16 protein-coding genes and 1 pseudogene are annotated in these 17,329 nt (G+C 72.0%); 9 read left to right on the top strand and 8 right to left on the bottom strand.

The window, feature by feature from the left end; translation table 11 throughout:
• The first annotated feature begins 23 nt into the window (after nt 1–23).
• The 5 genes and pseudogenes from ACFVQZ_RS17800 (at nt 24) to ACFVQZ_RS17780 (ending at nt 4,437) form a co-directional block, all read left to right on the top strand.
• A complete protein-coding gene (locus ACFVQZ_RS17800) occupies nt 24–374 on the top strand; it encodes a DoxX family protein (protein ID WP_383623576.1) in 351 nt (116 codons plus the stop codon).
• A gap of 764 nt (nt 375–1,138) precedes the next feature.
• A complete protein-coding gene (locus tag ACFVQZ_RS17795) occupies nt 1,139–1,816 on the top strand; it encodes a class I SAM-dependent methyltransferase (protein ID WP_383623573.1) in 678 nt (225 codons plus the stop codon).
• A gap of 9 nt (nt 1,817–1,825) precedes the next feature.
• Nucleotides 1,826–2,221 carry a suppressor of fused domain protein gene (locus tag ACFVQZ_RS17790; protein ID WP_383623569.1) on the top strand — a complete coding sequence of 132 codons (396 nt, stop codon included), beginning with the start codon at nt 1,826–1,828 and terminating at the stop codon, nt 2,219–2,221.
• Nucleotides 2,222–2,969: 748 nt separating this feature from the next.
• Nucleotides 2,970–3,788 (top strand): annotated as a pseudogene (locus tag ACFVQZ_RS17785) (MBL fold metallo-hydrolase).
• A gap of 154 nt (nt 3,789–3,942) precedes the next feature.
• Nucleotides 3,943–4,437: a DUF3237 domain-containing protein gene (locus ACFVQZ_RS17780; RefSeq protein WP_383623567.1), complete on the top strand. Its 495-nt coding sequence runs from the start codon at nt 3,943–3,945 to the stop codon at nt 4,435–4,437.
• Between the two features lie 77 nt (nt 4,438–4,514).
• Here ACFVQZ_RS17780 and ACFVQZ_RS17775 read toward each other — a convergent pair whose 3' ends face one another.
• The gene (locus tag ACFVQZ_RS17775; protein ID WP_030495735.1) at nt 4,515–5,300 is read right to left on the bottom strand and encodes a hypothetical protein; all 786 of its coding nucleotides are present in this window, start codon (nt 5,298–5,300) and stop codon (nt 4,515–4,517) included.
• Between the two features lie 267 nt (nt 5,301–5,567).
• Complete coding sequence (locus tag ACFVQZ_RS17770) at nt 5,568–6,098, bottom strand: hypothetical protein (RefSeq protein WP_321192949.1); 531 nt, start codon at nt 6,096–6,098, stop codon at nt 5,568–5,570.
• A 1,099-nt stretch (nt 6,099–7,197) separates the two neighbouring features.
• Between ACFVQZ_RS17770 and ACFVQZ_RS17765 the strand changes: the two genes are divergently transcribed.
• A complete protein-coding gene (locus ACFVQZ_RS17765; protein ID WP_321192950.1) occupies nt 7,198–7,686 on the top strand; it encodes an isochorismatase family protein in 489 nt (162 codons plus the stop codon).
• 678 nt (nt 7,687–8,364) lie between these two features.
• On the opposite strand, the gene ACFVQZ_RS17760 is transcribed toward ACFVQZ_RS17765, so the two are convergent.
• The 5 genes from ACFVQZ_RS17760 to ACFVQZ_RS17740 form a co-directional block, all read right to left on the bottom strand.
• On the bottom strand, nt 8,365–8,808 hold the full coding sequence (locus ACFVQZ_RS17760) for a DUF4383 domain-containing protein (RefSeq protein WP_383623561.1): 444 nt from the start codon (nt 8,806–8,808) through the stop codon (nt 8,365–8,367).
• A gap of 1,230 nt (nt 8,809–10,038) precedes the next feature.
• Nucleotides 10,039–11,232 (bottom strand): ABC transporter permease, encoded by a 1,194-nt coding sequence (locus ACFVQZ_RS17755; protein ID WP_383623558.1) that lies wholly within the window; start codon nt 11,230–11,232, stop codon nt 10,039–10,041.
• Nucleotides 11,229–11,918 (bottom strand): ABC transporter ATP-binding protein, encoded by a 690-nt coding sequence (locus tag ACFVQZ_RS17750; RefSeq protein ID WP_321192951.1) that lies wholly within the window; start codon nt 11,916–11,918, stop codon nt 11,229–11,231. Before ACFVQZ_RS17750 ends, ACFVQZ_RS17755 begins: the two co-directional genes overlap by 4 nt.
• Nucleotides 11,919–12,076: 158 nt before the next feature.
• Nucleotides 12,077–13,183, bottom strand: a complete 1,107-nt coding sequence (locus tag ACFVQZ_RS17745) for a peptidoglycan-binding protein (protein ID WP_030495741.1) — start codon at nt 13,181–13,183, stop codon at nt 12,077–12,079.
• The gene (locus tag ACFVQZ_RS17740; protein WP_383623554.1) at nt 13,180–13,833 is read right to left on the bottom strand and encodes a hypothetical protein; all 654 of its coding nucleotides are present in this window, start codon (nt 13,831–13,833) and stop codon (nt 13,180–13,182) included. Before ACFVQZ_RS17740 ends, ACFVQZ_RS17745 begins: the two co-directional genes overlap by 4 nt.
• Before the next feature lie 134 nt (nt 13,834–13,967).
• Here ACFVQZ_RS17740 and ACFVQZ_RS17735 point away from each other — a divergent pair, with 134 nt between their 5' ends.
• From ACFVQZ_RS17735 to ACFVQZ_RS17725, 3 genes are all read left to right on the top strand, one after another.
• Nucleotides 13,968–14,663 (top strand): response regulator transcription factor, encoded by a 696-nt coding sequence (locus tag ACFVQZ_RS17735; protein ID WP_030495743.1) that lies wholly within the window; start codon nt 13,968–13,970, stop codon nt 14,661–14,663.
• Between the two features lie 134 nt (nt 14,664–14,797).
• A complete protein-coding gene (locus tag ACFVQZ_RS17730; RefSeq protein WP_383623879.1) occupies nt 14,798–16,252 on the top strand; it encodes an ATP-binding protein in 1,455 nt (484 codons plus the stop codon).
• Nucleotides 16,253–16,308: 56 nt separating this feature from the next.
• Nucleotides 16,309–16,743, top strand: coding sequence for a hypothetical protein (locus tag ACFVQZ_RS17725; protein WP_383623549.1), 435 nt, complete (start codon nt 16,309–16,311; stop codon nt 16,741–16,743).
• A gap of 142 nt (nt 16,744–16,885) precedes the next feature.
• On the opposite strand, the gene ACFVQZ_RS17720 is transcribed toward ACFVQZ_RS17725, so the two are convergent.
• Nucleotides 16,886–17,305: an SRPBCC family protein gene (locus ACFVQZ_RS17720; RefSeq protein WP_383623546.1), complete on the bottom strand. Its 420-nt coding sequence runs from the start codon at nt 17,303–17,305 to the stop codon at nt 16,886–16,888.
• Nucleotides 17,306–17,329 lie beyond the last annotated feature (24 nt).

Raw genomic sequence — 17,329 nt, 5'->3', positions numbered from 1 at the left:
CTCGCACGATTGAGGTTTCAGCCATGTTCGTCTCCCTCGCCGTCGTCACCGTGCTCATGGCGGCGCTTCTCCTGACCTCCGCCGGTGCCAAGTCCCTGCGCACACGCCACATCACGGAGCAGATGTCCACCCTCGGAGTGCCGCAGAGCATGATGGCTTTCCTGATCGGCGCTCAGGTCGCGGGCGCGGCCGGTGTGATAGCGGGACTCTGGTGGGGACCCGTAGGCATCGCCGCCGCGATCGGCCTGACGTTCTACTTCGCCGGGGCGGTCGCCTTCCACCTGCGCGCCGGCGACCGCAAGGGCGCGTCTCCGGCGGTGGTCCTCACCATGGCCTCCGTCGCCCTGATCGTCCTGCGTGCTGCCACCCTCTGACAGCTGACAGGCGGTCTGGCGCCGGCCTCGACCCTGCTGAGTGAGGTTGGCCTCCGATGAGGACCCGACGCCGTCACTGCCGTCTGCGCCGTCCTGGCCGCCGCGGCCGACACCTCCCAGTGCGTCTGGGGCGGCGCCGCGGCCGCCCGGCACCTCACTCAGCAGCGAGCCGAGAACTCCCAACGCCGAAGGGGGGCGAGTAGAGATGGCCCGCATCCGCCGTCACCGGCTGAGCTCCGCCCCGCACGCATCACAGCGCCTTGCCTGCGACACCTGCGATGCCACCTCCCCCGCCAGGACGCATGCCCCGGCCCCCGCACCGCTGGCTCCGGCCTTGAAGGGCTGGACGTTCTGCCGGCAGCCATTTGTCGGGACGGAGACGGGCAATGAGCATCTGGAGCTCGCAGGACGTCGCCCGCGACGCCGTCCGCCGGCAGACCACCGGCCTGGACACCGCGCAGATCGCCGCCCAGGCCGCCGAGACAGCTACCGGGGCCCGGCAGGTGGCCGCTGACGCCCATCGCGGCGTCCGGCGCGACACCGGCCTGCCGGCCTGGAGACCGGCACGTACCGCCTGGCCGACACCTGGGCCGCCGCGCACGCCGAGTGGCAGCGGGCCCAGACCCTGCTGGAGACGTGCGGCAGCGAAGTGTACGAGCCGGCCGGCGACGCGACCGGCACCCGGTGGGCTCGCGAGCGCGGACAACATCGTGCCGAGCGCCTCCCGGCCGCCGCCGCGCACCGCGCCCGTCTAGATTCACGGCGTGACTGAGCCTTCCTACCTTGCCGCCGTCCGGGAGTCGTACGACACCGTGGCCGACGACTACGTCGCCCTCGTCAAGACCCCCTCTGAACTGGATCCCCTGTCTCGCTCGATGCTGACCGCCTTCGCCGAGCTGGTGCGGGCATCCGACCGAGGACCGGTAGCGGACCTGGGCTGCGGACCCGGAAGAGTCACGGCGCACATGGCCGGACTCGGCGTTTCTGCATTCGGCATCGATGTGTCCCCCAAGATGATCGAACTGGCCCGAAGCGCTTACCCTGACCTGCGCTTCTCCGTGGGCTCCATGACCGCGCTGGAGATCGAGGACGACGCGCTCGGCGGCATCCTGGCGTACTACTCCACCCACCACACACCTCCGGAGCTGCTGCCGACCGTGTTCGCCGAGTTCCACCGCACCCTGGCACCCGGCGGACATCTCCTCCTCGCCGGCCACGTGGGCACCGGTGAGCAGCGCCGCCCCACACACGGCCATGGCGGCCACCCCGTGTCCTACACGTCCTATCGGCTGCCCGCACACCGACTCGCCGAACTGCTCCACCAGGCCGAACTCACCATCACCGCCCAGCTGCTGCAGGAGCCCGACGAGGAACGGAACTGGAAGTTCGCCAGTTTTCTGGCCCGCAAGCCGACTACCAAGGAGACCAGCTTGACTGCCTAGGTCCCCGAGATGCCTTGGCATCGCCGGCTTCGGCTCATGATCAAGCCGTGGTCAAGGGGGTGGGAGAGAGGAGCCCGCCGGGCCGTGGCGGCCCCGCCGCGGTGCGAGACGCCAGGAGACCGCGCCGCGCGTTGTGCACCTCGATGCCGTGCACAGCCTGCCCATCGGGAGCCGTGGTCGCCTGGGTCCCACTGCGGCCACCTGCCGATCAGCCTCCCCTACCTCCATGGCCCTAATTTGGAGAGCTGCCCGCTGCCGGACGGCCATGCCCGCAACCTCTGGGCGCTGCCGGTCACCGCTGCCGGGACGGCATACCGCCGCGAGCACGGTCACGAGGCCCTTGAGCAGCTCTCCGACGAGCACGGGATTTTTCCGACCGATCCAAGGCGTCCACCCGTCGCCTGAACTTCGCGGGCTCAGTTCGGAGCACAAGCGATAGTCGGGGAGTTCCCCAGCGCCGTCAAAACTCGTCGACAAGTTGAGGCACAGCGATCACCGATTGCCGCCCAAAGTCATCGACAAACGCTGTCCGCGTTCATGAACGAAGCCACCTGGGCCTGCGGAAGGCTGCCGGCGCCATAGCCGGACCGGGCGAGCAGGTGCAGCAGCTCCACGTTGCACGGCACGACGACGCCCCCATACTCATCAGGCTCGATGGCCCAGGAACGCCGGCCACCCACGCGGCGACCTCGGTGACAAGACGGTCGATGACCTCCGCCAGGTAGTCCGCCGCGGTGCCGTTCTCGAAGTTTCCACTGCCCCACGTGCCCACGAGGTCTCCTTGCGTGGGATGTCGCTGTCGCTGGGATTCCATCGAACCAGTTCGGACTGACAGCACGGACAGGAGGCGTGGGGCGGCGATTGGCCATATCCGGAGGTGCCTCGGAATCATCCGCCGAGGCTTGTCGTTGGGCGTCCGTCTGTCCGTCGTAGCGGAGAGCTACTTTTCGTGCCTGCTCGTCTCCCCCCCCGGATGGGGTTCCGGCGAAACCCGGCATCCGCGCTCCGACGAAACTCGACCTGGCCGAAGTGGTGGACGGAGGCCCGAGATGTGGGCTGTAATGCGAACCGATGAGACGCTCCGGCTTTGCACAGGAGCAGCGACCGGGCGCCGGTCGAGGCGCGGCTGCAGACGTCAAGCGGGAGGATCCCCATGCTGAAGCAGGTCGCCGAGGGCGTGCTGGTCCACAAGAGTGAGCTGCTCGAGAACAATACCGTTGTCGTGCAGGGCAGCGACGGTGTGCTCCTCGTGGACGCCGGGATCACCGGCGCTGAAATGGTCTGCCTGGCGAACGACCTTCATGAGCTTGGCCAACCCGTGGTGGCCGGCTTCTCGACGCACCCTGACTGGGATCACGTGCTCTGGCACCCCGAACTTGGCGAAGCACCGCGTTACGGCACAGCGCGCTGCGCAGCCTTCATGCGGGATGTGCGGTCGAATCCGGATTGGAGGGCCGAAGTCGCCGAGGGTCTGCCACCGGAAATCGCCGAGGACACACCGCTGGACCTTTACGGTCTCATCACAGGTTTGCCTGCTGAAACCGCGTAGCTCCCTTGGGACGGCCCCAAGGTGCGAATCATCGAGCATCCGGCGCACGCCCCGGGCCATGCGGCGTTGTTGATCGAGGAACGCCGAGTTCTCGTCGCCGGCGACATGCTTTCCGATGTCTTCGTCCCGATGTTTGACGACACCGATAATCCGATTCCGGACTACCTCGTCGTGCTGGGTCTGCTCGAAGGCGTGGCGGACGACGTCGATGTCCTTGTCCCCGGCCACGGGTCCGTCGCCAGGGCTGATGAGGTACGCGCAAGGCTCAGATTGGATCGGGCGTACGTGGAGGACCTGCGGGACGCCCGGGTTTCCAACGATCCAAGAATCGTATCGCCCAAGCCCGGCTGGGAGTGGGCGACCGCCATTCACGAGGGACACGTCCGGAGCCTCGTCGGAGGAAGCGAGCGCGATGGCGGCTGACCGGGACCCGGTGCCGAGTCGCGGGACGAGGACGTGTCCTCGGCGAGGCGACCGCGCGGCTGCGTTACGTCAACATCGTTGACCATTTGGCTGCGCCTTGCCAGCATTTGGCGAACCGCCCCGCCAGCCCCGCAGCTCTTACGGAGTGAGCGCCGTGATCGCCCCAGAGTCACACCCTGCCGCCCGGTCGGGTTTCACCCCCGCCCTCCACTTCGCCTTCGAGGTCCGGGCCTTCCTCGCCCCCTCCCTCCATATAGGCCATGGCGCCGGCGAAGTCACCGAGTACGTCCCCATCATCGACGGCACCGTCGACGGCCCCCGCCTGCGCGGCACGGTCCTGGCCGGCGGCGGCGACTGGTTCGACAGGCGCCGCGAGGTCTACCAGCTGGACGCCCGATACCTCCTGCAAGCAGATGACGGCGCGGTCATCGACATCACCAACCGCGGCTGTTACCACGAGGACAACCCCGCCGCCCCCGCCCAGTACGACGGCACCGAGCAGGTGTCCGAGGCAGGCGTGTACTACCGAACCTCCCCCGTCTTCCGCACCGATGCCCCCGCCCACCTTTGGCTCGCCCGCACCGTCTTCATCGGCCTCGCCCGCGGCGACGACTCGGAAGTCGCCATCCGCTTCTATTCCGTGGCCTGACCCCCGCGACAAGCCGCGGAGCAGAGCCCCCATAGCCCTCCCGGTCCAGAACCACCGCCCTTCGGACCGTGAAGCCTTCAGAAACGCCGGCCCAGCTCCCCCCTGCAGGCGACAGGTCGGCTCCGCAACGAGACCCCGTGGAGCCGGTCGGTGAATCTGAGTCCGACGGTGAGGTCGGCTATCCGGAGGCGGGAGAGGCTGAGGGCGGGTTGGGCGACGAGGGCGTGCGCGCTGAGCGGGCCGGCTGGGGAAGTCCTCGGGGCACGGTGAAGCTGGTGGGCCGCGTCAGCCCGTGCCTTCTGGGCACAGGCCAGGAGGCGCTCGGTGAACGGGCCCGCGGGCGGCAGGTTGAGGCGCTCGTACTGCTCCGGGGAGTGCCGGCGACGCGGGGCTGTGTGGTGCGCAGGGTGACCATGCGCGGTTCGAGGTTGTCGTCCGGGAGGGGCCTGGTCGGCGTCGGTGTGCAGGACGAAGAGGTGCGTGCCGAAGGCGTACGGGTTGGGGAGGGTGTGGCCCGGGAGCTTGAGCAGCGGGACGTTGTTGGTGAAGGCGAGGGGCGGGACGAGCTCGGCGGGTGAAGCGCCGCGCATGTGGGTGGGCATAAGGGTGTGCTCGTGCAGCGGCTGGTCGCGGTCGCGGACCGAGGTGTCGTCGGACATGGTGTCGCGCATCGGTCCTTCAGGCCGGACGGTGGTGGGATCGACGCCGAAGTACTCCGGCAGGGCGGGAGTGATGGCACCGGCCCTGGGTGCGGCCGCGAGGGTCGCAGGCAGCGGGATCGGGGTGGTCTTGTCGTCGTGTTCCTGCGGGCGTGATCGTTCCGTCCCGTGCCCGACGGCATGCTCAGCGAGCTGGTCCTGCACCGCCTGCCCACCCGCTGACCGTTGCAACCCACGAGCTGCCCCGGACCGGCGGGCGATGCCGAATGCTCAACGGGTACGAAGTGGTGAGCTGGTGCCTACGATTGGCTCGCGCGACCGGCGGGACTTCACGCGGTCGATGCGGGGAAGGTGAGGGCCGTCCAGACGCCGATCCCGCGGGCCTGACGCAGGCTGCCGGGGAGTGGGCGCGGTGGTGGGGTGGCGACAGCGAGGGAAGGGCCGGCGCCCTGGCACCCGCGACGGCCGGCCTTACTGCGGTGGCGCCGTGGCTCCGCGGCCTTGGCGGGATCCGGCGTAGGCCGCCTCGCGCAGGGGACGGAGAGTGTCGGTGGGCTGCAGGTCTGTGAGGCTCGCCGCATACGGGTCGAAAGCGACCGTGAGCGGTGCTGGGGCAGGGAGCGCCGTGTGTACGGAGAGGGCGGCGAACTGCCGCCACGGCTCCCCGCGCGCCGCAGCGCAGAGCCGGAAGCGTGCCGGGCGGCGGGCCAGCGCCGCGGCGAGCTCCGACGGGCGCGCGGGAAGCCCGCGGCCGGGTTCGTCGGGGAAGGCAGCGATCACCCGGACCCGGTCCGGGAAGCGGTAGCCGCTCAGGGTGGAGTAGGGGCCGGCGAGGGCGTCGGTACGGGGAAGGGGCACGTGCCGTGTCAGGGAACCGCTGCCGCTTGAGGTGAGCAGCAGGTCCAGCGGCCGGTCCGGACCGGCGGCGTCCTCTACCTTCAGCGCCAGCCCCAGCCCGTCGGGCAGTCGCCCGGGCAGTCCGGCCGCCCTCGACCAACGCACGGTGACGTCATACCGCCCTGCCGAGTCCAGCCACGCCACGCCCCAGGTGTGGTGACCGGCCGGAAGGACTTCGAGCACTCCGGACAGGACGACACCGTCCGGATGCAGAGCAGGCCTTCGGCCCCGGCATCGGGCCAGGCCGCTGGCCAGCGAACGAAGGGAGGGACGGGGAGCCATCAGCGCCCCCAGCCGACGGGAGCCGGGCCGGAGGCGGCACCGGAGCGCTGCGCCGCCGGCAGTCGGCACCTCTCGACGTGAGCGGGCATCATCTACGCCTCCTTGCGTACTCGTGTCGCTGGCGTCTACCCCTCATGCCGCCCGCGACACGGAAGCTGGCGCTGCTCTTCCCGGGCGCAAGGGACGGGTGCGGCCGGGTACCGCGCCGGCCGGCGGCCACCCGGGGCGCGCGCGTCTGCGTCGCGCTCGAGCCGGCCCGGCTGCGGAACCCGAGCCCTGGACAGGCCCGGACTCGCCGTCGCGGGTCGTCCCTCGGCACCCGGGGCGGCCTGCCAGGGCGTGCGGGGCGGGGGAGACGGGTGCGGCGAGTACCGCATCACACTGCTGTCCCCTCACCCCCGGCCCTGACGTCACCGACCAGCTGCCGCCAGCCGGTGGCCCCGACCGCCCGCCTCGCTGCCCTCGGCGAAGGGACAGCGCCCGAGGCGCCGTGGCCCGCGCGGCGCACAAGTCGGAGGCCGGGCGGTTACCGTTCTCGTTGCTCGGGCCGCCAGGCGGCCCTGGAAGTTGAAGCGGTGACCCGCAACGGCGCGGGCCATCCGTACCGCAGGGGCCTGTGAGGGAGCACCTCACGGACAGCTACCTCAGGGCGCTTCCTCGGCCTGCCGCTCTCGGCCGGCGTCTGCTCGTCCCCGGGCCGACCGGCCTTACTCCGGTCCCGGTATGAAGCCGCTGTTCTGTTGCCGGCGCAGTGGCAAGGGCCTCTGAAGCTCGTCCTGACAGGTCCGGCCCCTGGACGGGGCCGTCTTCGGGAACGTCAGCTGTTCGGCCGGTGGGCGTCTTCGACGCCGCATCGATGGGACGGTGGGGCTCGGTTCGAAGATCTGTTCTTCTGGACAGGGTCGGTCCTATGATCACCGGCATGCCTTCCGCCCTGGTCCTGATCGACCTGATGCCCCGCATCATCGCTCTTCCGCTCGCCCCCCGCACGGGAGAGGAAGTACTGCAGCGCGGCCGCGAGCTGGCCGAGTCGTTCCGGGTACGGAAGCGGCCCGTGGTGATGGTGCGGGCGGAACGTCCGGGCGTCGCTGAACAGCCGCCCGGCAGCGGCTTCGCGGACGGCCTGGTGCACGACGGCGACCTCGTGGTGGTCAAGCGAACCGTCGGTGCCTTCTACGGCACCGGCCTGAATGAGCGCCTGCGCGCCCTGGGCGTGGACACGCTGGTGCTTGCCGGACTGGTCACCTCAATGGGCGTCGAGTCCACCGCGCGGGCCGCGTCCGACCACGGTTACCGGCTGGAGTTCGTGGCCGACGCGATGTCCGCACTGGCCGCGGACGAACACGACTTCGCCGTGGAGCGGATCTTCCCTCGCTTCGGCGAGGTACGGATGACCTCTGATTACCGGTGACACCCCCCCGGCCTCCTCGCCCGCGCGAGCGGCAGCGGCAGAGCGGGACCCGGCTGCGTACACCCATGCTGCGCAGCTCTTTGAGCGCCGTCTCGTACAGCACTTCTGCGCTGGGCTGGGTGATGCTCGCCTCGGCGGTGAGCAGCTTGACGGACGGGAGTGTGTCATCGGGCAGGTGAACACCTCCTGCGTCATGGCTGGGGAAACTGCCGGAAGCGCATAGGCCGGGAGCGGGTGGCCGAGCCGGTGGCCGTCCCGAGCCGGCGGCTGACCACGCCAACCGCGATGACGAGAAGAGACGGGACAGCGGTTGCGCAACGGCGGGTGGGCTCCCTCCCCGTCATCCGCTCCTTCGCCGCAGCGGCCGCCACCCGAGGGCACGCCGCAGCCGGCACGCCACTCATGGAGGCCGGCGCCAGCTGACCGCCGGGCCTGTCCGCGTGAAGCCTTCGCCGCCCAGGCCGGCTACCTGCCGACGCCGACCTCCTGCCCCCATGTCCGGCCTGCCGCCGTCCCGTTCTGAGCGCTTCTGCAGCGTCTATTGGTCAGCCTGGGGGGACTTGTACGGCTGCTCAGGCGGCTCCGCGTGGTCGTGGCGCTGGCGGGTCGCTACGCCGGCGTCCCTTTCGCGACTGCTCGACGCCCTGTCGCGAAAGGGGCAGGGGCACCAGCTGGTTGTCAGGTGTGCAGGGCGCGGCGGCGTCCGAGGAGGACGCCGAGGGCGATCATGCCGACGCCGAGGATGAAGTGGAGCCAGTTGTCCGCCGTGTTCACCGGGACGAAGTTGGCGGAGCTGTCGTGATCGATCAGCAGGCCGTAGATCCACAGAACGAGGTAGATCAGGCCTCCGCCGATGAGGTAGGTGCGGGCGGTCGTGGCGGCGCGGGCCATGGCGATGCCGGCGACGCCGAACAGCAGGTGGACGATGTTGTGGAGGACGGAGACCTGGAAGACGCCGAGCAGCTTGGCCTCCGAGTGGTGCTCGGCGAACTTCAGGGAGTCGTAGTCAGTCGTGATCCCGGGGATGAAACCGAGGACGCCGACCAGCAGGAAGACGACTCCCACCACGAGAGCGGCGAGCTGCACGGGCGTCCGGGCAGTGGTGCGGGGGTGGGTGGTCATGATGGTTCTCCTTTTCGCCTGGGAGGATCGAGGGCCGGTGTGACGTCCTCCCGGGGCGGATGCGGTGCGGACGCATCCGTCCGCCGTGAACGTGACGGGGGTTCCGCGGCGCTTCGTTCGGGTCTGCGCGCCGAGGGGGGCTCGTCGCCGGCTCCGGTGAATATGCCGAGGACGGACATGGTGTCGGCGGTGCGGGAGACGCGGACGGCGTGCCGTAGCGCCGTCGGACTGTCGGTCTGCGGGCGCAGCCGCGGTATGACGTGGTCGTGGGTACGTGGTCGTCGCCTCGGCGGTGATGCCGCTGGAGGCACGGACGAGCGTCTCCGAGCCGTCGTCCGGGACCGCCCGCCGGACCTTGCAGGGGCGGCCGGGGCGGCGGCCCGTCCGGCGCCGAGGAGAACCGTGCGGCGGGACCACTTCACATACGCCTCCATGGCGGTTCGCGTCGCTCCGGCGCCTGCCCGGCCGCGGTCCCCGCAAACGGCAGTCGGACGGCACCGCGCCGACAGGGCATGAGTCGATTGCCGAGGGGCGGGGTAGTCGGTGGGCACGGAAGCGCATTGCGGGAACAGCCCGGGCTTCCAGTGGGGGCGCCACGACCAGCACGATGATGACCGAGTGCGGTCTTCGCGTGGCCGCGTCCGAACCGGCTCTGAGTGGGCCCCACACGGAACAGGCGCCGTACCGGCCTGGACCCCGGGCCCGCGGCGGTCCAGTGCTCCACCGGGTGCACCTCACCGGCGCCGGCGACGGTGAGCGCAAGAAGGTAGGGGGCCGCGGGGCGGAATACGGATGGCCCGGCCCCGGCGCTCGCTGAGCCGGGGTCGGGCACGGCCCCGCCGGGGGATCGTGCAAAGCATCGAGGAGTCACGCCCTCCTCGCCGCCGGCGGCTCGCAGGGGCGTTCGACGCGGGCAAGGGCGGGATGCCGTGGACCGAGACCCTGCCCCGGGGTCGGCGAACCGCGTGCTGCCGACCCCGGTTTGCCCTCCTCGGCTGTCCAGCAGAGCCTCGGCCTGTCCACGACCGTGCCACCCATGACCTCACCACCCGCCACCGCGCCACCCACGCCCTGCTCCCAGATGCGCCCCGTGCCAGACGCGCGCGGAACAGTCGGCTGGTCGACCCGCGTCGGCATGACTCGGGCGGGACGCAGCCGTATGTCCTTCTCCTCGGAGGCGGCTGCCGTGAGCCCCGCCCACCGCCCAGTCGGCGCCGCGCCCGGCCCGCCTCACGGCGCGTTGAGTGCCGCCGTCGGGTGGAGGCGGGACGCGCGGATCGCCGGGTAGAGGCCGGCGATCATGCCGATCAGGAGGGTGGCGGTCAGGCCGCCCGCGAGGGACCAGGGCGGGACGACCGGTGTCCAGTCCTGGGTCCGCGCGAAGCCGTACGTCGCCGCCGCGCCGAGCAGCGCCCCCGACGCCCCGCCGAGTGCCGACAGCAGCAGCGACTCGGTGAGGAACTGGAGCCGGATCGCGTTGCGGGTCGCGCCGAGGGAGCGGCGCAGGCCGATCTCCTGCCGGCGTTCCAGGACGGAGATGACCATGGTGTTGGCGACGCCGACGCCGCCGACCAGGAGCGCCACCGCGCCCAGGCCCAGCATGAGGGTGGTCAGGCCCTCGTCGGCGGCGGCTCGGGCGGCGAGCGCGTCCGAGGGCCGGGAGACCTTGACGGCCGCTTCGCCGCCGGGGCTGATCGTGCGGGCCAGGACCGCCCGTACGTCCTCCACCGACGCGTCCGTGGAGCGCTCGAAGATCGTGGTCGGGTGGCCGTCGAAACCGAAGTGGCGCTCGGCGGCGGGGAATCCGATCATCGCCACCCGGTCGAGCGTCGGGACCAGTTCCAGCGGTTTCAGGATGCCGACGACCACCACACGGGTGTCGTTCATCATGATCGTCTCGCCGATGCCGGTGATGCCGAGCCGGTCGGCGGCCACCGATCCGAGGACCGTGACCGGGAGCCGCTCGCCGGCCGGGTCCAGCCAGGCGCCCTTGTCGACCTCGCCGCCGAGCGTGGCCAGGAGGTCGGTGCGGACCGCCTGCGTGGTGACGCCGGCGGTGCGCTCCTCGGGGACCAGGTCGCTGCGGCGGATCCGGGCGTCGACGTCGCCGGTTCCGGTGGCCTGTCGGACGGGGCCGATGCGCTCGACCATCGCGACCGCGTTCTTGGGGAGTTTGACCTCCTTGCCCTGGGTGTCCTTGCCCGCCTCGGCGGTGAGGAGGTTGGTGCCGAGCCGGTCGAGCCGGGCCATCAGGTCCGCGCGACTGGACTCGGAGAGGCCGACGACGGCGACCATGGTCGCGATGCCGATGGCGATCCCGAGCGCGGAGAGCACCACGCGCGCGCGGCGGGCGCGGAGGCCGACCGCGCCGACGCGGAGGATGTCGCCGGGGGAGAGCCGGGAGGGTTTGAGGGTGCCTTTCACCCCGGGACTCCTTCCGTCCGGGCGGCGCCGCGTTCGTCCGCGACGATCTCGCCGTCCTTGAAGCGCACCCGGCGCGGCAGGGAGTCGGCGATCTCCTGGTCGTGGGTGATGACGCAGATCGTGGTGCCGGCCTCGTTCAGTTCGCGCAGCAGGTCCATGACGACCTCGCCCGAGGCGGTGTCGAGGGCGCCGGTCGGCTCGTCCGCGAGCAGCAGTCTGGGCTCTCCCACCAGCGCGCGGGCGATGGCCACGCGCTGCTTCTCGCCGCCGGACAGTTCGTTCGGCGTGTGGGAGTGGCGGTGCGCGAGGCGGACCCGGTCGAGTGCGTGCCGCGCCCGCGCGCGGCGCTCCCGCAGCGGCACGCCCGCGTACAGCAGTCCGTCGGCGACGTTGTCCACGGCGTCGCGCCCCGCCGCCAGGTGGAAGTGCTGGAAGACGAAACCGATGTGGCGGGCGCGGAGTGCGGAGAGGCGGTTGTCGGAGAGCGCGGTCACGTCGTGGCCGGCGATCCGGACGGTGCCGCTGGTGGGCTTGTCGAGGGTGCCCATGATGTTGAGCATCGTGGACTTGCCGGAGCCGGACGGGCCGACGACGGCGAGGAGTTCGCCTTCGCCGACGGACAGGTTCACCGCGCGCAGGGCGTGGACGCCTCCGGGGTACGTCTTGGTCGCGCCGCGCAGTTCCACGACGGGCTCCGGGGACAGGGGGGACGTCGGCGGCGCGGCTGGTCCCGGGGGCAGGGGGGACGTCGGCGACACGGCGGGGCCCGGGGGCAGGGGAGAGGCCGGCGACGCGGCGGGGCCCAGGGGCAGGGGAGAGGCCGGCGACGCGGCGGCGGCAGGGGTCATGAGGCCGCCATCCCGACCGTCATGCCTTCCCGCACGTGCGGTCCGCTGACCTCGATCTGCCCGTCGGCGGTCATCCCCGTCTCCACCGGTATCGTCCGCGTGGTGGTGCCCTGGACGAGCTGAAGTCCGTAGCCGCCGTTCTCTCCGCGCAGGGCGAGGACCGCCTCGACGGGGACGGCGAGAACGCCCTCGCGTGCCTCACTGACGAACTTCACGCTGGCCGGTGCCTTGGCGTCCTCCCCGGACGCGGCGCGCGCCCCGCCGTCCAGGACGACCTCGACGACGATGCCTTCCTGCGCGGCCGCGCCCTCCCCGGAGCCGCCCGGTTCGGGGCGTACGGTCCCGGCGACCCGCCCGGGCACGGTCTTCCCGCTGGGCAGGGTGACCTCGACCTTGGTGCCGGCGTCGGTGAGCGCGCCGTCGGTCTGGTCCAGGTGGGCCCGGACGACGGGCCTGGTGGAGGCGATCGTCAGGACGGGTTCGCCCGGGGCGACCTGGTCGGCGAGGGCGGCGTCGACGGACACCACCTTGACCTGGCCGGGCTGGAAGACGACGTCTCCCTTGCCGACCCTTCCCGTGGGTTCGCGGTTCAGGGACTTCTGCCACTGCTTCACCGCCGCCTCGGTGTCCTTGCCGTACCGGGTGTCGACGTAGAGGCCCGCCCCGTATCCCAGGTCGCGCAGATTGCGCTCCAGCTGGAGCACGTCACTGCCCCGGTCTCCCGGCTTCATCTCGCGGAACATGGGGACGGGTCCGTACAGCAGGGTGACGGGCTTGTCGTTCAGCTCGTACAGCGCCTGCCCCATGGTCAGCGTCCGTCCTTCGGAGGCGGCCACGGTGACGGTGCCGTCGACGGCGGACTTGACGGGGCGGCGCTGCGCGAAGTCGAGCCTGCCGTCGACCGTCTTGGACTGGACGAGGTCGGTGCGGACGACGGTCGTGGTGGCGGGCGGCAGTCCGCCGCCCTTCCCGGAGGCCCCCGGGTCGTTCCCCTCGTGGGCCCTCCCGAGGTCCCCGAGGACGCCGAAGTGGACGGCTCCGCCGGTCACGGCGGCGGCGACCGCCACAGCGCCGACGGTACGGAAGACGGTGCGGCGCTTCACTGCATGCCGTCCAGACCGTCGAGGAGCTTCGTCTTGCACGCCTCGCGGGCCTGCTTGTACGCGGGCGAGTCGTGGTCGATGGTCGGGGAGGCGGGGTTCGGATCGCCGCCGGGCTGGGCGTTGCCGCCGCTCATCGTCGGGTTGGTGAACTGGGAGACGCCGTTGTCGCGCATGCACTTGGCGTGCGCCAGCATGGACTCGTAGTCCTTCTGCTGGTCGCGCTGCGGCTCGGCCAGCATGGCCTTCTGCAGCTCGGCGGCGCACACTCCGTTCTTGCCGCCCTTGGCGGCCTCCATCTGGCCGGGCCGCGAGGAGATCTCCTCGATCTTCGCCCAGTCGAGGTGGCCGCTGAGCTTGGGGTCCGGGTAGTCCTTGTAGCCGCCCTTGTCACGCATGCACCGGACGTAGAGCAGCTGCGCGTCGTAGAAGGCGCTCTTGCCGGCGGGCCGGGTGCTGGGGGCGCTGCCGTCCTTCGCGGACGGCGAGGCCGTGGCGGCCTCCGGCACGGAGGCGATCTCGTCGTTCGTCCGGTCGCCGGCGGTGCTGTCGCCGCCGCTGCCGCACGCCGCGGAGAAGGCGAGGACGGGAAGCACGGCGAGGGCGGTCAGGCGCAGCCGGGCGGCGGCGCGGAAGGTTGTCTTCGGACTCATGGGCACCACCCTGGTGAGGCCACGTGATGACGATGCCATGACGACATGATGGGCACGTAACAATGCCCCCGACCTGGGGCTTCAGTCCCCCTTCGGGCGGCGGGCCGGTGGTTGCGGCACCCATAATCGACCGCATGCCGCATGTACTGCTCATCGAGGACGACGCGTCCGTGAGGGACGGAATGGAGCTCGTGCTGCGCCGCCACGGGTACGGCGTCGCCACGGCCGCCACCGGCGAGGAGGCGCTCGCGCTGCTCGACTCCTCCGACGGCGCGAAGGTCGAGCTGGCCGTCCTCGACCTGATGCTGCCCGGGATGGACGGGTTCGAGGTGTGCCGTCGTATCCGCGCCCGGACGACCACGCTTCCCGTGATCATGCTGACCGCGCGCGGGGACGACCACGACATCGTGACGGGCCTGGAGGCGGGCGCCGACGACTACGTGGTCAAGCCGGTCACCGCGCCCGTCCTGGAGGCCCGCATCCGGGCCGCGCTGCGGCGCGCGGAGCCGTCGGCGCCGTCCCGGGCGGCCGGCGCCGACCTCGCGGGCCTGGTGATCGACCGCGCCGGTCTCACCGTCACCAAGCGGGGCGTCGTGATCCCGCTGCCGCCCACCGAGCTGCGGCTGCTGCTCGAACTCTCCGCCTCCCCGGGCCGGGTCTTCAGCCGCGAGCAGCTCCTGGCTTCGGTCTGGGACCACACCTTCCTCGGTGACTCCCGGCTGGTGGACGCGGCGGTCGGCCGGCTGCGCGCGAAGCTGGAGGACGTACCGGCGAGGCCGCGGTACGTCCAGACCGTGCGGGGCTTCGGCTACCGCTTCGGCCCGCTGTGAGGCGCACGCGCGGCGCCGCCGGCGCGGCGAACGGCGCGGCGAACGGCGCGGCGAACGGCGCGGCGAACGGCGCGGCGAACGGCGGGGCCGGCGCCCACGCCCCGAGGCGGCGCTCCCGCAGGCTCGTCGGGGGGCTGCGGACCCGGCTCGTCGTCACGTTCGTCGTGGTCGCGCTGGTCAGCGCGGTGACCGCGACCGCGCTCGCCTACCGGGACGCGCGGACCGCCGTCCTCCGGCGCACCCAGGACGCCGCCGTGAACGACGTACGGACGCGGGTCACCGCGGTCGCCGCCGACTTCGACCTGCCGCCCGACCAGCGGTCGCTCGCCCGGTTCGCGGCGAAGGTCTCCGACGGCCTCGGCGCCCGGATCGTCGTCGCGCGCCACCAGGACCTCGCCGCGGTGTCCGACCCGCTCGCCGACACGCAGGGCCGGATCACCGCCGAGCTGCGGGCCGCCGTCCGGGCCGGGGACGGGGCCCGGTTCCAGCGGGTGACATGGCGGGACGAGCCGTACCTGGTGGTCGGCATGCCCGTGACGTACGCGGACGGCGACCGGCGGTTCTCCGGTCTGGAGGTCTTCGCGATCACCGACCTCCGGGCCGAGCGCGACGACACCGCCGCCCTGGTGGACTCCGTACGCGCCGGCATCCTGCCGGTGATGGTGCTGACCGCCGTCCTGGCGCTGCTCGCCGCCCGTACGGTCCTCCGCCCCGTACGACAGCTGGGACGGGTCACCAGGGAGCTCGCGAAGGGCGACCTCGGCAGCCGGGTCCCGGTCAAGGGGCACGACGAACTCGCCGATCTGGCACAGACGTTCAACGACACGGCGGACGCCCTCCAGGCCTCCGACGCGCGCCTGCGCGAACAGGAGGCGAAGGCGCGCCGCTTCGTCGCGGACGTCTCCCACGAACTGCGGACCCCCCTCGCGGCGATGACGATGGTGGCGACCGTGCTGGAGGAGGACGCCGACCAGCTGCCGCCGGACGCCGCGCGGGCGGCGCGCACGGTGGGCAGGGAGACGGCGCGGCTCTCGCGGCTCGTCGAGGACCTGATGGAGATCTCCCGCTTCGACGCGAAGGCGGTCCGGCTGAACGCGGCCGAGACCGATCTCGCCGACACGGTACGGGCCTGCCTGGCGTTGCGCGGCTGGACCGAGTGCGTGGAGGTCCGCCTCGAGGAGGTCCGCCTCGAGGAGGGCGTACGGGCGGTGGTCGACCGGCGCCGCGTCGACGTGATCGTGGCCAACCTGGTGGGCAACGCGCTGCGGCACGGAGCCCCGCCGGTCACCGTGACCCTCGGGACGGACGGCGCGACGGGGGAGTGGGTGACGGTGGAGGTCGCCGACCACGGCCCGGGCCTGCCGCCGGAGGCCCGGGAGCGGGTCTTCGACCGCTTCTACAAGGCGGACGCGGCGCGCACCCGGAGCGCATCCGACACCGACGGGCAGGGCAGCGGCCTCGGCACGGCGATCGCGCTGGAGAACGCGCGGCTGCACGGCGGCACCATCGACGTCGCCGAAGGGGCGGAAGGCGGCGCCGTGTTCACCCTGCGACTGCCCCTGCGGCACACTGGTGAGGACGCGGAGTGAGGGTACGGGCGGGAGCGCCGGCGCTTGTCCTGGGGATCGCCCTGGCAGGGTGTGGCGTGCAGCCGACCGGGGTGATCGGCGCGGGCGAGCCGGCGACCGGGCTGACGCGGGGGATCCGGCTGTACTACGCGTCGGACGGCGGATTGCGGGGCGTGCCGGTGCTCGACAGGGAGGTCGACAGCCTCGACTCGGTGGTGAAGCTGCTCATGAGCGGCCCGCCGCCCGCCGAACAGCGCGACGGCCTCACCAACCTCGTCCAGCTGGGCGGCTACACGGTGACCGGGCGGGGCGCCGGGGTCACGGTGCGCCTGGAGGACCCTTACGGGGCGACGGGCCGTGACCAGGGCACGGGGCAGCTGGTGTGCACACTGGCCCGCGCCCAGTCCGTCCTCGATCCGGGGGTGAGGACCGAGGACGTGGAGGTCACCCTGCGCCCGCCGGAGGCCCAGCCCCTCGGACCGTACCGGTGTCCCGAGTTCCTCAACGGCTAGGGCGCTTCCTTCAACGCTCGGTGGACGGCGTCGGTACGGGTGAGCGCGCGGGGACGACTTCGACTGTCGTCGGCGAACCGGCCCGGACCGCCCGCGGCCCGGGCACGCGGGTGCGTGTCCGGGCCGTGCGGGGTGGCGGAGGTCAGGCGGCGAGGGCCTGGTGCAGGACGTCGAGGCCGTCGCGGTAGATGCCCGCGAACAGTTCCTCGGCCTCGGCGTCGGTGACGCCCGCCGGGGTGAATCGGCCCGACCACTGGACCTCGGCGATGTCGTCCCGGCCGTCGACCGGGTGGACGCGGAGGGTGGAGACGTACCCGGTGACCGGGAACGGAGCCTGGAGGATCGTGTACGAATAGCGGCGCTCGGCCTCGTTGAAGTCCACGAGGCGCTCGACGATGACCTCGCCCTCGGGGTTCTTCAGGCGGCGGACCCGGCCGCCTTCGAGGGCGGTGCTCTCGGGGATGTAGGGGAGCCAGTCGGGAAGGGTGTCGAAGCCGCCGATCAGGTTCCAGACCTGCTGGGGGGAGGCGGGGACGGCGCGGGAGACGGACGTGGAAGCCATGATGGTGCTCCGTGGGGGAGGGCG

The organism is Streptomyces sp. NPDC057854, assembly GCF_042797055.1.
In the GTDB taxonomy this organism is placed as follows: Bacteria; Actinomycetota; Actinomycetes; order Streptomycetales; family Streptomycetaceae; genus Streptomyces.
This window is presented reverse-complemented; position numbering and strand designations above follow the sequence as displayed.